This is a genomic window from Streptomyces sp. NPDC050743 (assembly GCF_044456925.1).
GTDB lineage: Bacteria > Actinomycetota > Actinomycetes > Streptomycetales > Streptomycetaceae > Streptomyces.
The window spans coordinates 465,312-478,348 of the sequence record NZ_JBITGJ010000001.1; the positions used below are offsets into that span (position 1 = coordinate 465,312).

Sequence of the window (13,037 nt, forward strand, 5' to 3'; positions counted from 1 at the left end):
AACACATTCATAAGCGCCGTATAAACAACGCCCGGCATGATCAAAGGAATTGAAGGGAACCGCCTCACAGGATTGCGGAATGCCGTGAATTCGGGCCGACCTTGAGAGGTTTCCCACATCACATCGTCATCACAAAGCCGCTGTTTCGACCGGGAACACAGCTCACTCGCTGTAACGTCGATTGGGTGCGTACCGAACGAAACCTCACCCGGCGTCTGGACCGGGTGTTCGCCAGACTCGACCGTGAGCCGGAACGACCGGCCCACATCGATGTGCCAAGGATGAGCCGGCACCGGGTCGTTCTGTTCACCGCGACCCTGGCTTTCTACCTGGCGATCGTGTGGGCCGTGGTGATCACGTCCTGGCTGGTCCGGCTCGACTGGCAGGTCATGTTCTTCCGGCCGTACCAGCAGTGGCCGCAGATCCACGCCTTCCTCGACTACTACGTGGTGCTCGGCCAGCGCGGCCCCACCGCGGTGATGGTCGCGGCCTGGCTAGGCTGGCGCTCCTGGCGGCAGCACACCCTGCGCCCGCTGCTCACCCTGGCCACCTCGCTGCTGCTGCTGAACATCACGGTCGGCGCCGCCAAGCTCGGCATGGGGCGCCTCGGTCCGCACTACGCGACCGTGATCGGCTCCAACGAGATGGGCCTGGGCGGCGATATATTCCCCAGCGGCCACACCGCCAACGCGGTCGTGACGTGGGGCATTCTGGCCTATCTGGCCTCCACCCCGAGAGCGCGCCGCTGGCTGTCGGCGCTGTCCGCGATCACGGCGCTGGGCGTCGGCCTCACCACCGTCTACCTCGGTACGCACTGGCTGAGCGACGTGCTGCTGGGCTGGGCCGCGGGCCTGCTGATCCTGCTCGCCCTGCCGTGGTTCGAGCCGCTGATCGCCAGGACCGAGGTGGCGCTCTTCGACCTGCGCGACCGCTGGCGCGCCCGCCGCAGCCGGCCCGTGCCCGAACCGGCCGTCCCGGTCGCGCCGGTGGTGCTCAGGCCCGCCCGCGCACCAGCCGAGCAGCCCGCGCCGGCGCGCGAACCGGCCGCCTCGACCCGTGCCTCCAGAGGGCTGGCGCATCTGGCCCCGGGACCGCACACGACGCGTTCCGAACGCACCCCGGTCACCCCGGTGGGCAGCCGTCGCCCACCGCACACCGACCACCGCCTGCCGCGCGGCACCACCCAGCCGGCCCGGCCGCTGACCGGCGGCTGAGGCCCGGACCGACGTCGGGGCCCGGTACGCACAACCGCCCCGCACCACGACGAAGGCCCCGCTTCCCGGAGGAGGGAAACGGGGCCTTCGCCCTGCAGATGTCCGAAGGGGCGCGGCCCTCAGCCCTTCCACGCGCGGGTCACCACGTCGTCCCGCACCTCGAAGTTGAGCCGGCCCACCCGGTACTCCATGGTGATGATCGCGCCCGGCGGCAGCGACCGTACCGTCGCCCACCCCCGCTCCCGGGCGAGCCGCTCGGCGAGCGCCGCGTCGAGGCCGACGTACCCGTCCGGACTGTCCTGGGGCTCCGCTGGCGGAGTGGGAATCGGTGCCATGCCGCCACGCTACCGCGCAGCGCAAGGTAAGGGCCGTATCCGGGTCCCGTCACACTTCTGTCACAGCCGCCAGCCCGCGTTTCCCCCGAACCGAGTCACACGTACGGGCGTTTCCACAGGGAGTACCGGGGTAATCGAACGGAATTCACAGCGCTCCTGAGCAGCCCGTCGAATTACCCGGCGGAAACCTCCGCCGCCGGGATCCGCGCTTGGTCCAGAGGGGTGATTCCCCGCGCAATCCGGCCGGGGTCGGCAGGGCATCTGACACCGCATAGGAATTTTCACGGATTCAGCACATCGGCGGTGTACGCCCCCTGTCGGAGCGGGTCTCCCCGCGAGCATCATGGCGCCGGCACGCGGGTACGCGGGCCGGCGGACCCGGGCGCGACGATGCGAAGGGGCGAGCGAGCGATGGGGACCGAAACCGCGGGAGCGACGGCTGGGCCGGTGCGCGGCAGGAACCGGGCCGGCCGGCTGGTGGTCGACTGGCTCACCACCACCGACCACAAGAAGATCGGGCATCTGTACCTGATCACGGCGTTCGGCTTCTTCCTGGCCGGCGGGGTCATGGCGTTGCTGATGCGCGCGGAACTGGCCCGGCCGGGACTGCAGATCATGAGCAACGAGGAGTACGACCAGCTGTTCACCCTGCACGGCACGATCATGCTGCTGCTCTTCGCGACCCCGAGCTTCGCGGGCTTCGCCAACGAGCTGATGCCGTTGCAGATAGGCGCGCCCGATGTGGCGTTCCCGCGCCTGAACATGCTGTCGTACTGGCTGTTCGCCTTCGGCGGGCTGATCGTGCTCGGCTCGCTGTTCACCCCGGACGGCCCCGCGGCCTTCGGCTGGTTCGCCTACGCGCCCCTCGACAACTCGGTGCACTCCCCCGGCGTCGGCCCGGACCTGTGGATCATGGGGCTGGCGCTGTCCGGCTTCGGGACGATCCTCGGCGCGGTCAACTTCATCACCACGATCATCGGGATGCGCGCGCCGGGCATGACGATGTTCCGGATGCCGATCTTCACCTGGAACACGCTGTTCACCTCGATCCTGGTCCTGCTGGCGTTCCCGGTGCTGGCGGCGGCACTGCTGGTGCTGGAGGCGGACCGGCGGTTCGGCTCGCAGGTGTTCGAGGCGGCGAACGGCGGGGCGCTGCTGTGGCAGCACCTGTTCTGGTTCTTCGGGCATCCCGAGGTCTACATCATCGCGCTGCCGTTCTTCGGGATCATCACGGAGATCATCCCGGTGTTCAGCCGCAAGCCGATCTTCGGCTATCTGACGCTGGTCGCCGCGACCATGGCGATCACCGGGCTGTCGGTCGTGGTGTGGGCGCACCACATGTTCGCGACCGGCGCGGTGCTGCTGCCGTTCTTCTCCTTCATGTCGTTCCTGATCGCGGTGCCCACGGGCGTGAAGTTCTTCAACTGGACCGGCACGATGCTGGGCGGCTCGCTGTCCTTCGAGACGCCGATGCTGTGGGCCACGGGCTTCCTGGTGACGTTCCTGTTCGGCGGCCTGACCGGGGTGATCCTGGCGTCCCCGCCGCTGGACTTCCACGTCACGGACTCGTACTTCGTGGTCGCGCACTTCCACTACGTCGTGTTCGGCACGGTCGTCTTCGCGGTCTTCGGCGGCTTCTTCTTCTGGTGGCCGAAGTTCACCGGGAAGATGCTGGACGAGCGGCTAGGGAAGATCCAGTTCTGGACCTTGTTCACCGGCTTCCACACCACGTTCCTGGTGCAGCACTGGCTGGGCGCCGAGGGCATGCCGCGCCGGTACGCCGACTATCTGGCGGCCGACGGCTTCACCGCGCTCAACACGGTCTCCTCGATCGGTTCGTTCCTGCTGGGCCTGTCGACGCTGCCGTTCCTCTACAACGTCTGGAAGACCGCCAAGTACGGCGAGAAGGTCGAGACCGACGACCCCTGGGGCTACGGCCGCTCACTGGAGTGGGCGACCTCCTGTCCGCCGCCCCGGCACAACTTCAACGCGCTGCCCCGGATCCGCTCGGAGTCCCCGGCGTTCGACCTGCACCATCCGGAGTACGCGGCGAAGGAGCAGGCGCCGCGCTCCGCGCCAGAGCCGCATCGAGCCGGTCCCGGATCCTCCTGATCTCCTCGGTCAGCCCGGCGGGCTCGATCACCTCGAAGGGCAGGCCGGTCATCATGATGTGAACGACCATCACCTCCAGGTTCGGCGCTCCGCTGCGCAGGACGCAGGCGTCCTCCCCGTCCGCCTCCAGCGTCCCGGCCGACGGCGAGATGCGCTCGGCGGCCGCGTGCAGCGGCACCAGCAGCCGCACGGCGGAGTGCGTGGCGTAGGCGCGCGTGGAGACGCCCGTGGAGACGTAGGCGGCCAGATCCTCCGCCGGGGGCTCGCGCGGGGTGAAGCGGGGCCCGTGCGGCGGCCTGGGGGTGATGCGGTCGACCCGGAAGGTCCGCCAGTCCGCACGGTCGACGTCCCAGGCGACCAGGTACCAGCGCCGCTCGGTGCACACCAGCCGGTGCGGCTCGACGGTACGGCGGCTCTCCGCGCCGTCGTGCGTGCGGTACTCGAAGCGCAGCCGCTCGGCGTCCCGGCACAGGTTGGCCAGTTCGGTCAGGAGCGCCGGGTCGACGTCCGCGGCCGGCGGGCCGCCGCGCAGCATCGGCACGGTGAAGGCGCCCAGGGCGCTCACCCGGCGGCGCAGCCGGCCCGGCAGCACCTGTTCGAGCTTGGCGAGGGCGCGCACGGAGGTCTCGCCGATGCCCTCGATGCCCTGCCCGGCGGCGGTGCGCAGGCCGACCGCCACGGCCACGGCCTCGTCGTCGTCCAGCAGCAGCGGCGGCAGTTCGGCGCCCGCGCCCAGCTGGTAGCCGCCGCCGGTGCCGGGGCTGGCGTTGACCGGGTAGCCCAGCTCGCGCAGCCGGTCCACGTCCCGGCGGACCGTGCGCGTCGTGACACCGAGCCGGTCGGCGAGTTCGGCGCCGGACCACTCGCGGTGGGCCTGGAGCAGCGAGAGCAGACGCAGCAGACGTGCCGAGGTCTCCAGCATGGGCCGAGTCTGCCAGGAAATGCGGACAGCCGCTGTCCTCGACGGACGGCGGCTGTTGCGCAGGGGTGGCCGGTGCTCAGAGCGCGAGGCGCTGGCCGGGCACGATCAGGTTCGGGTCCTCGCCGATGACCTGCTTGTTGGCGGCGTAGATCCGCTGCCAGGTGGTGCCGTGCCGCTCGGCGATGGCGCTCAGGGTGTCGCCCTCGCGGACGGTGTAGTCACCGTGGGAGGCGCTGCTGCCGGTGTGAGCCGCCGAACGTTCCGGCGTCTTCGCCGGAGCGGACTTCACGGGCGCGGACTTCGTCGTCACGCTGCTCCTCGGGGCCGCCGAACCGGACGAACCGGTGTGCGCCGCCGCGGGAGCGGCGCCTGAGGCTCCGGCGCGGGCGGAGCAGACCGGCCAGGCGCCCCAGCCCTGGGCCTGCTGGACCTTGGTGGCGACGGCTATCTGGGCGCTCCTGGAGGCCTGGTCGGCCGTCGGGGCGTAGGCGGTGCCGCCGTACGCACGCCAGGTGCCGGCGGAGAACTGGAGCCCGCCGTAGTAGCCGTTGCCGGTGTTGATGTGCCAGTTGCCGCCGCTCTCGCACTGGGCGATGCGGTCCCACACTCCGTTGTCCGCCGCGGCGGCGTTGCCGGTGGCGGCCAGCAGTCCCAGCGGGGCCAGCAGCGCGGCTCCGGCCAGCGCGGCCGCCGTACGGCCCTTGCGGGCGCCCTCGGGACGGGTGGTGTTGCGGGTGGTATCGGCACACTCGGACATGTAATTCCCTCTCCACGAACCCGGGCTCCCCCAGGCGGAGCACGCCTCGCCGCGCAGGACCGCGGTTGAGCGTGCCCGCCCCGTCCGGGTGACCGGTGCCGGCGCTGGTGCTGTGCCGGTGCCGGGCGTCGGACGTACCCGAGCGGTGCTCGCTGCACACGGCGGAGGAATGTATGGAGGACGAGCGGTCGGAATCAACCAACTCTCTGTCATTCCAGGCCAGTTGCCCATTACCGCGGGTAGCGGCGATTTTCGGCCACCCACTACATTCCCTGATTTCCTGATTTGTCGACCAACGACTGAAGCGATCTGTGACCCACTTCACCGCTCCAAGTTGCTTGACTCGGCGACGAGTTGACCGTGAGTAGCGCATTCCGGACCATTGGTGACCGTCTGCGCCGGTTGGTTCGAACCGGTTGCCGCCGGGGCGTGACTCCCACCACAGGACGTCCGTTGTCTTCTTCATGAGCCCGGAACCCCGGGACTCAGCGGCCGGGAGCCACCCGGCCGACCCAGCACCGCATCCCGAGGGAGCCACCGTGCCGCGCATGCTCGACGTCAGTGACGCCGTACGCGCCGAGATCGGCGACGAAGAAGCCGACCGGCTGCTCGCCGGAGAGAACGCCCCGGGCAGTTACGACTGCACCTCCTGCCGCACCCCGGGCGACTCCGAGCAGGAGCGCACCAGCACCGTTCTGTTCGTCGGCGACGAGACCGCCGTCCTCGCCTTCGCCCACGCCAGCTGCCTGCCCTCGCAGGTCGTCCAGGTCACCGAGGAGCAGCTGCGGGGCGCCGTCCGGTCCATCGGCGACACCACGGGCTCCGCCGCCGAGGGTGAGCCGTACAGGGCCGTGCCCGAGCAGGCGGTGCTCGGCGTGACCAGCGGACTCGTCCTGGTCGAGGGCGAGTTGCACCCCGCGCTCGTCGTCGAGCCGACCTCGCCGATCGTGCGCCCGGGCTCCACCGGGGTCGGCGACGACTTCCTTCCGCTGCTCATCGAGCAGGGGTTCATGCCGCTGACCGAGCTGGCGTCCGTGCCGCCGGTGCTGCACGGCTGGTCGGTGCTGCTCGCCGTGGGCCAGCTGCACGCGGTGCTGCAGCCTTCGGCGAACGGCGGGCAGGTGGCCTGGTGGCAGGCGCATCAGCCGCTGCAGGTGACGGACAGCTGGCGGGCCGCCGCGAACAAGCACCAGCAGGTGCTGATGTTCGCGGCGCCGGTGGGTTCCATCGGCCGTCAGCCGCGGGAGGATCTGCTGCGGGAGTCTCTCGACAGGGCCGCGGCCAGTGGGAAGTTGGTCGCTGCGGCGCTTCCTCTCGCGGGTACGTGAGCGTCTTCGCCCAAGGGGTGGGGGCTGCGTGCCGTCGTCCGACTGCGGGTCGTTCGTGGTCGCTCGCGCGGTTCCCCGCGCCCCTGCTCCAGTGACCGCATCTCTTTGAGGCCCCGGTCGTTTGGACATACGTGCACGCATACGACGCTCCTCCTCCCCGCCGGTCCGCCTTCGTCTCCGTTCCCTCTGCGCGGTTGGCGCAGGACGGGGGCGGTGGGGTCTCGGCCACTCCCATCTACGACTCGCTCTACGCGGAGTGGGTCAAGACCTTCCGTACGCTGCCGGGTGACCGCAGCGGGGAGGAGGAGCTGACGTTCAGCCCCTTCGGGCAGCTCGCGGACCGCTCGGGGTCCTACGGGGGCCACCGGGCGGGGTCGTTCAGCAGCTCGTACAGCGCCTACAGCGCGGGGGCGTACAGCGCACGGCAGCAGTCGCAGTGGCAGCGGGTGGGCACGCTGGGGCGGCAGCAGCAGGACACCGGGATGCAGCACGTGCCGGCGGCGCTCCCTCCGGGGCCGCGCCGGGGCGTGTGACCGGCACACGGTGAAGGGCGGCACCCGGATCTCCGGGCGCCGCCCTTCACGTCGTACGGCCCTGCCTCTTCCCGCCGTTACTTCTTCTTCGCGCCGCGCTTCTCGCGCACCCGCACGGAGATGTGGATCGGGGTGCCCTCGAAGCCGAACTCCTCGCGCAGGCGGCGCTCGATGAAGCGCCGGTAGCCGGCCTCGATGAAGCCGGAGGCGAAGAGGACGAACCGCGGGGGCTTGGTGCCGGCCTGGGTGCCGAACAGGATGCGCGGCTGCTTGCCGCCCCGGATCGGGTGCGGGTGGGCCGAGACCAGCTCACCGAGGAAGGCGTTCAGGCGGCCGGTGGGGACGCGGGTCTCCCAGCCGGCCAGGGCGGTCTCGATGGCCGGGACCAGCTTCTCCATGTGGCGGCCGGTGCGCGCCGAGACGTTCACGCGCGGGGCCCAGGCGACCTGGCCCAGCTCGGTCTCGATCTCGCGCTCCAGGTAGTAGCGGCGCTCCTCGTCGAGGGTGTCCCACTTGTTGTAGGCGATGACCATCGCACGGCCCGCCTCGACGGCCATGGTGACGATCCGCTGGTCCTGCACGGAGATGTTCTCCGAGGCGTCGATCAGGACGACAGCGACCTCGGCCTTCTCCACGGCGGCGGCCGTGCGCAGGGAGGCGTAGTAGTCGGCGCCCTGCTGGAGGTGGACGCGCTTGCGGATGCCGGCGGTGTCCACGAACTTCCAGGTCTTGCCGCCGAGTTCGATCATCTCGTCGACCGGGTCGCGGGTCGTGCCCGCCAGCTCGTTGACGACGACGCGCTCCTCGCCGGCGACCTTGTTCAGCAGGGAGGACTTGCCGACGTTCGGGCGGCCGATGAGCGCGATGCGGCGCGGGCCGCCGATGCCGGCCCCGCCGAAGGTCTCGCGCGGCGCGTCCGGCAGCACCTCCAGGACCGCGTCCAGCATGTCGCCGGTGCCGCGGCCGTGCAGCGCCGAGACCGGGTGCGGCTCGCCGAGGCCGAGGCTCCACAGATAGGACGCGTCGGCCTCGCCGCTCGGGCCGTCGACCTTGTTGGCGCACAGCACGACCGGCTTGCCGGCCTTGCGCAGCAGCCGTACCACCGCCTCGTCGGTGTCGGTCGCGCCGACCTTGGCGTCCACGACGAAGACGACCGCGTCAGCCGCCTCGATCGCGTACTCGGCCTGGGCGGCCACGGAGGCGTCGATGCCGAGGACGTCCTGCTCCCAGCCGCCGGTGTCGACGACCTTGAAGCGGCGGCCGGCCCATTCGGCCTCGTAGGTGACGCGGTCGCGGGTGACGCCCGGCTTGTCCTCGACGACCGCCTCGCGGCGGCCGATGATCCGGTTCACCAGGGTCGACTTGCCGACATTGGGGCGGCCGACGACGGCGAGCACGGGCAGCGGACCGTGGCCCGCCGCCTCGATGGCGCCCTCGACGTCCTCGATGTCGAAGCCCTCTTCCGCGGCGAGCTCCATGAACTCCGCGTACTCGGCGTCGCCGAGAGCCCCGTGGTCGTACTCGTGCTCAGCCGAGTCGCCGGGCTGGATGTCGTCGTTCATGTAGTCCGTACCTCGTCGTTCTTCGTGGTGATCGGTGGAAGTGGCCCTGCCGGGGGAAACCCTCGCGGGCTGATCCACTACTCAAGTGTCGCCTAGCGCCCGGTCAGGCGCCTGGCGTTTTCCAGGTGGCTGGTGAGCTGCTTCTGGATGCGCTCGGTCGCCTCGTCCAGCGCCCTGCGCGTGCGCCGGCCGCTGCCGTCGCCCGCGTCGAAGGGGTCGCCGAAGACGATGTCGATGCGGGAGCGCAGGGGCGGAAGCCCCTTTATCAACCGGCCGCGCCGCTCGGAACTTCCCAGTACGGCGATGGGCACGATCGGCGCCCCGCTGCGTACGGCGAAGTAGGCGAGCCCGGCCCGCAGCGAGGCGAAGTCGCCCTCGCCCCGGGTGCCCTCCGGGAAGATGCCCAGCACTCCCCCGGCCTCCAGCACGCCCAGGGCCCGGGTGATCGCGGTGCGGTCGGCGGCGGCGCGGTCCACCTTCAGCTGGCCGATGCCGGTCAGGAAGGGGTCCAGCGGGCCGACGAAGGCCTCCTTCTTGATCAGGAAGTGCGTCGGCCGGGGTGCCACGCCCATGACCATCGGGCCGTCGATGTTGTGGGAGTGGTTCACGGCGAAGATCACCGGGCCGCTCGTGGGCACCTTCCAGGCGCCGAGCACGCGCGGCTTGAACAGCCCGTGCATCAGGCCGACGCCGATGCGCCGCCCGACCTCGGCGCCCCGCAGCGAGGGAAGCTGCTCCGAAGGAGCTGACGGACGGCTCACTTCCCGGCCCGCTTCTCCTCGACCAGGGTGACCACGCACTCGATGACCTGGGTGAGGGTGAGCTCGGTGGTGTCCACCTCGACCGCGTCGCCGGCCTTGGCGAGGGGCGAGGCCTTGCGGGAGGAGTCGGCCGCGTCCCGCTTGATCAGGGCCTCGCGGGTGGCGTGGATGTCGGCGCCCTTCAGCTCGCCGCTGCGGCGGGCCGCGCGGGCCTCCGGGGAGGCGGTGAGGAAGATCTTCAGGTCCGCGTCCGGGAGGACGGTCGTACCGATGTCACGGCCCTCGACCACGATGCCGTTCTCCGCGCCGGAGGCCAGGGAGCGCTGCAGCTCGGTGATCCGGGAGCGCACCTCGGGCACCGCGCTGACCGCGCTGACCTTGGAGGTGACCTCCTGGGTGCGGATCGGGCCGGACACGTCGACGCCGTCGACCGTGATCGCCGGGGCGGCCGGGTCGGTGCCGGAGACGATCTCCGGCTTGCCCGCGACGGCGGCGATGGCGGTCGGGTCCTCCAGGTCGATGCCGTTGCTCACCATCCACCAGGTGATCGCCCGGTACTGGGCGCCGGTGTCCAGGTAGCTCAGGCCGAGCTGCGCGGCGACGGCCTTCGACGTGCTCGACTTGCCCGTGCCGGAGGGGCCGTCGATCGCGACGATCACGGGCTTGGCGGTCGGGGCGGCGCCGTTTTCCACGGAGGGACACCTTCCTGGTGCGGTGTGGGCGGGTGCGGGGGCAGGAGCGCCCTGCACAAGGTTACTGGGTGCGGGTCACTCGTCCGGACGCACAGGCCCGCCCTACTGCCGCAGCGCCCAGCCCCGCTCCCGCAGCGCCTCCTTCAGCACCGGCGCCGCCTTCGGCTCCACGCTCAGCTGCACCAGACCGGCCTGCTGCCCGGTCGCGTGCTCGATGCGCACGTCCTCGATGTTGACCCCGGCGCGTCCGGCGTCCGCGAAGATGCGGGCCAGCTGACCGGGCTGGTCGTCGATGAGCACGACGACGGTCTCGTACACGCGCGGCGCGCTGCCGTGCTTGCCGGGTACCCGCACCTGACCGGCGTTCCCGCGGCGCAGCACGTCCTCGATGCCGGCGGTGCCCTCGCGCCGCTTGGCCTCGTCGGAGGACTGCAGGGCGCGCAGGGCCTCGACGGTCTCGCCCAGGTCGGCGGCGACGTCGGAGAGCAGGTCCGCGACCGGGCCCGGGTTGGCGGACAGGATGTCGATCCACATGCGCGGATCGGAGGCGGCGATCCGGGTCACGTCCCGGATGCCCTGCCCGCACAGCCGTACGGCGGCCTCCTCGGCGTGCTCCAGGCGCGCGGCGACCATGCTGGACACCAGGTGGGGCATGTGGGAGACGAGGGCGACGGCGCGGTCGTGGGCGTCGGCGTCCATGACGACCGGCACGGCCCGGCAGTGCGAGACCAGCTCCAGGGCGAGGTTCAGCACCTCTGTGTCGGTGTCCCGGGTCGGGGTGAGCACCCAGGGGCGGCCCTCGAAGAGGTCGCCGGTCGCGGCAAGCGGGCCGGACTTCTCCCGGCCGGACATCGGGTGGGTGCCGATGTACGACGACAGGTCCAGGCCGAGCGCCTGAAGCTCGCGGCGCGGGCCGCCCTTGACGCTGGCCACGTCGATGTAGCCGCGCGCGACGCCCCGGCGCATGGCGTCGGCGAGGACTCCCGCCACATGGGCGGGCGGAGCCGCCACGATCGCCAGGTCGACCGGGCCCTCGGGGGCCTCGTCGGTGCCGGCGCCCAGCGCCGCGGCCGTACGGGCCTGCGCGGGGTCGTGGTCGGCGAGGTGCACGGTGACACCGCGCTGGACGAGGGCCAGTGCGGCGGAGGTGCCGATGAGGCCGGTGCCGATGACGAGTGCGGTTCTCACTGGGCGATGTCCTTGCGCAGGGCGGCCGCGGCGCCGAGGTAGACGTGGTTGATGTCGGCGCGGGGCCGGTCCGACTCTATGTGCGCGAGCAGCCGTACGACCCTTGGCATGGCGCCCTCGATGTCCAGTTCCTGGGCGCAGATAAGGGGGACGTCGACGATGCCGAGCTTGCGGGCGGCGGCGGCCGGGAAGTCGCTGTGCAGGTCGGGGGTGGCCGTGAACCAGATGCTGATCAGGTCGTCGGCGGTCAGTCCGTTCCGCTCCAGGACGGCGGTGAGCAGGGCTCCGACCTGCTCGTCCATGTGCCCGGCCTCGTCCCGCTCGAGTTGGACGGCCCCCCGGACCGCTCGTACCGCCACGGCGCTGCTCCCTGCTGACATGCGGATCTTTTCTTGGTCCGTCCAGCGTAGTCAGCACGCGCGGCCCAAGCGCACGGCGCCCGACCGCTGAGACGATGCGGTGGATCCGGAGTCCGGTATTCACCTGTTTCAATCTGGTATTCACCTGTTTCGACGTGTTGTACGGAGGTCGGCATGGCTGAGGGCGCGACGCGGCGCACGGTTCTGGCGACGGGCGCGGCGGCGGTGGTCGCACCCGTCGCGGCATGCGGTGGCGGCGGCAGCACGAGCGGCGGCGGGGAGCTGGGCAAGACCAGTGACATCCCGGAGGGCGGGGGCAAGATCTTCAAGGACCAGAAGGTCGTCGTCACCCAGCCGAAGAAGGGCGACTTCAAGGCCTTCTCGGCCATCTGCACGCACTTGGGCTGCACGGTGAGCAGGGTCGCCGACGGCACGATCGACTGCCCGTGCCACGGCAGCAAGTTCCACGTCGCCGACGGCTCGGTGGCCCACGGCCCGGCGAAGAGGCCGCTCCCGGCGAAGTCGATCAAGGTGGAGGGAAATTCGATCAAACTGACGTGAGGGTCGGCGTACGCTCCCGGAATGCAGCCCGAGACCCTGGTACGCGACCACACCGTCTACGCCTGCGTCATGGGTTCCCGGGCCTTCGGTCTGGCGACGGACACGAGCGACACCGACCGGCGGGGCGTGTTCCTCGCCCCCACCCCCCTGTTCTGGCGGTTCGAGAAGCCGCCGAGGCATGTGGAGGGGCCGGGCGCGGAGCAGTTCTCCTGGGAGCTGGAGCGGTTCTGCGAGCTGGCGCTGCGCGGCAACCCGAACATCCTGGAGTGCCTGCACTCGCCGCTGGTGGAGCATGTGGACGACACCGGCCGGGAGCTGCTGTCCCTGCGCGGGGCCTTCCTCTCCCGCCGGGCCCACGACACCTTCACCCGCTACGCCCTCGGCCAGCGCAAGAAGCTGGACGCCGACGTCCGCACGCAGGGTGCCCCGCGCTGGAAGCACGCCATGCATCTGCTGCGTCTGCTGACGAGCGCCCGTGAGCTGCTGCGCACGGGCGAGCTGCGGATCGACGTCGGCGACCAGCGGGAGCCGCTGCTCGCGGTGAAGCGGGGCGAGGTTTCCTGGGCCGAGGTCGAGAGGTGGATGGCCCGGCTGGGGACGGAGACGGAACAGGCCCTGCGCCACAGCCCGCTGCCGCCGGAGCCGGACCACGCGCGCGTGGCCGACTTCTTGTTCCGCACCCGCCAGGCCTCGGCGCTGCGCTGAACTCTCCG

General features: G+C 71.1%; 13 protein-coding genes and 1 pseudogene. 6 read left to right on the forward strand and 8 right to left on the reverse strand.

The annotated features are described in order from the left end of the window. Nucleotides 1–185: 185 nt before the first annotated feature. On the forward strand, nucleotides 186–1,214 hold the full coding sequence (locus ACIBJF_RS02185) for a phosphatase PAP2 family protein (RefSeq protein ID WP_399171741.1): 1,029 nt from the start codon (nucleotides 186–188) through the stop codon (nucleotides 1,212–1,214). Between the two features lie 119 nt (nucleotides 1,215–1,333). Here the strand turns inward: ACIBJF_RS02185 and ACIBJF_RS02190 are convergent, their stop codons facing one another. After that, nucleotides 1,334–1,549 carry an I78 family peptidase inhibitor gene (locus ACIBJF_RS02190; protein WP_399171742.1) on the reverse strand — a complete coding sequence of 72 codons (216 nt, stop codon included), beginning with the start codon at nucleotides 1,547–1,549 and terminating at the stop codon, nucleotides 1,334–1,336. A 411-nt stretch (nucleotides 1,550–1,960) separates the two neighbouring features. On the opposite strand from ACIBJF_RS02190, the pseudogene ctaD reads away from it, so the two are divergent. Then, nucleotides 1,961–3,646: pseudogene (gene ctaD, locus ACIBJF_RS02195) on the forward strand (cytochrome c oxidase subunit I); the annotation flags it as partial. On the opposite strand, the gene ACIBJF_RS02200 reads toward ctaD, so the two are convergent. Both ACIBJF_RS02200 and ACIBJF_RS02205 read right to left on the reverse strand, forming a co-directional pair. Then, nucleotides 3,534–4,583 (reverse strand): helix-turn-helix transcriptional regulator, encoded by a 1,050-nt coding sequence (locus ACIBJF_RS02200; protein WP_399171743.1) that lies wholly within the window; start codon nucleotides 4,581–4,583, stop codon nucleotides 3,534–3,536. The pseudogene ctaD and the gene ACIBJF_RS02200 overlap by 113 nt on opposite strands. Nucleotides 4,584–4,659: 76 nt before the next feature. Further along, a complete protein-coding gene (locus tag ACIBJF_RS02205; protein WP_399171744.1) occupies nucleotides 4,660–5,340 on the reverse strand; it encodes a transglycosylase family protein in 681 nt (226 codons plus the stop codon). 539 nt (nucleotides 5,341–5,879) lie between these two features. On the opposite strand from ACIBJF_RS02205, the gene ACIBJF_RS02210 reads away from it, so the two are divergent. Next, complete coding sequence (locus tag ACIBJF_RS02210) at nucleotides 5,880–6,668, forward strand: hypothetical protein (protein WP_399171745.1); 789 nt, start codon at nucleotides 5,880–5,882, stop codon at nucleotides 6,666–6,668. A 131-nt stretch (nucleotides 6,669–6,799) separates the two neighbouring features. Further along, the gene (locus ACIBJF_RS02215) at nucleotides 6,800–7,201 is read left to right on the forward strand and encodes a hypothetical protein (protein WP_399171746.1); all 402 of its coding nucleotides are present in this window, start codon (nucleotides 6,800–6,802) and stop codon (nucleotides 7,199–7,201) included. A gap of 77 nt (nucleotides 7,202–7,278) precedes the next feature. On the opposite strand, the gene der is transcribed toward ACIBJF_RS02215, so the two are convergent. From der to aroH, 5 genes are all read right to left on the reverse strand, one after another. Next, on the reverse strand, nucleotides 7,279–8,763 hold the full coding sequence (der, locus tag ACIBJF_RS02220) for a ribosome biogenesis GTPase Der (protein WP_399171747.1): 1,485 nt from the start codon (nucleotides 8,761–8,763) through the stop codon (nucleotides 7,279–7,281). A gap of 92 nt (nucleotides 8,764–8,855) precedes the next feature. Next, nucleotides 8,856–9,524, reverse strand: coding sequence for a lysophospholipid acyltransferase family protein (locus tag ACIBJF_RS02225; protein ID WP_399171748.1), 669 nt, complete (start codon nucleotides 9,522–9,524; stop codon nucleotides 8,856–8,858). Continuing rightward, on the reverse strand, nucleotides 9,521–10,216 hold the full coding sequence (gene cmk / locus ACIBJF_RS02230; RefSeq protein WP_399171749.1) for a (d)CMP kinase: 696 nt from the start codon (nucleotides 10,214–10,216) through the stop codon (nucleotides 9,521–9,523). Before cmk ends, ACIBJF_RS02225 begins: the two co-directional genes overlap by 4 nt. 102 nt (nucleotides 10,217–10,318) lie before the next feature. Continuing rightward, complete coding sequence (locus tag ACIBJF_RS02235; protein WP_399171750.1) at nucleotides 10,319–11,404, reverse strand: prephenate dehydrogenase; 1,086 nt, start codon at nucleotides 11,402–11,404, stop codon at nucleotides 10,319–10,321. After that, a complete protein-coding gene (gene aroH, locus ACIBJF_RS02240; protein WP_356314171.1) occupies nucleotides 11,401–11,763 on the reverse strand; it encodes a chorismate mutase in 363 nt (120 codons plus the stop codon). Before aroH ends, ACIBJF_RS02235 begins: the two co-directional genes overlap by 4 nt. Nucleotides 11,764–11,937: 174 nt before the next feature. Between aroH and ACIBJF_RS02245 the strand changes: the two genes are divergently transcribed. Next, on the forward strand, nucleotides 11,938–12,324 hold the full coding sequence (locus ACIBJF_RS02245) for a Rieske (2Fe-2S) protein (RefSeq protein ID WP_399171751.1): 387 nt from the start codon (nucleotides 11,938–11,940) through the stop codon (nucleotides 12,322–12,324). Between the two features lie 21 nt (nucleotides 12,325–12,345). Next, complete coding sequence (locus ACIBJF_RS02250) at nucleotides 12,346–13,029, forward strand: DNA polymerase beta superfamily protein (protein ID WP_399171752.1); 684 nt, start codon at nucleotides 12,346–12,348, stop codon at nucleotides 13,027–13,029. The last annotated feature ends 8 nt before the right edge of the window (nucleotides 13,030–13,037 follow it).

Excerpts from the sequence above, each read along its gene's own strand:
- ACIBJF_RS02190 (WP_399171742.1), bottom strand. The coding sequence starts at position 1,549 with ATGGCACCGATTCCCACTCCGCCAGCGGAGCCCCAGGACAGTCCGGAC.
- ACIBJF_RS02200 (WP_399171743.1), bottom strand. The coding sequence starts at position 4,583 with ATGCTGGAGACCTCGGCACGTCTGCTGCGTCTGCTCTCGCTGCTCCAG.
- ACIBJF_RS02205 (WP_399171744.1), bottom strand. The coding sequence starts at position 5,340 with ATGTCCGAGTGTGCCGATACCACCCGCAACACCACCCGTCCCGAGGGC.
- der (WP_399171747.1), bottom strand. The coding sequence starts at position 8,763 with ATGAACGACGACATCCAGCCCGGCGACTCGGCTGAGCACGAGTACGAC.
- ACIBJF_RS02245 (WP_399171751.1), top strand. The coding sequence starts at position 11,938 with ATGGCTGAGGGCGCGACGCGGCGCACGGTTCTGGCGACGGGCGCGGCG.
- ACIBJF_RS02250 (WP_399171752.1), top strand. The coding sequence starts at position 12,346 with ATGCAGCCCGAGACCCTGGTACGCGACCACACCGTCTACGCCTGCGTC.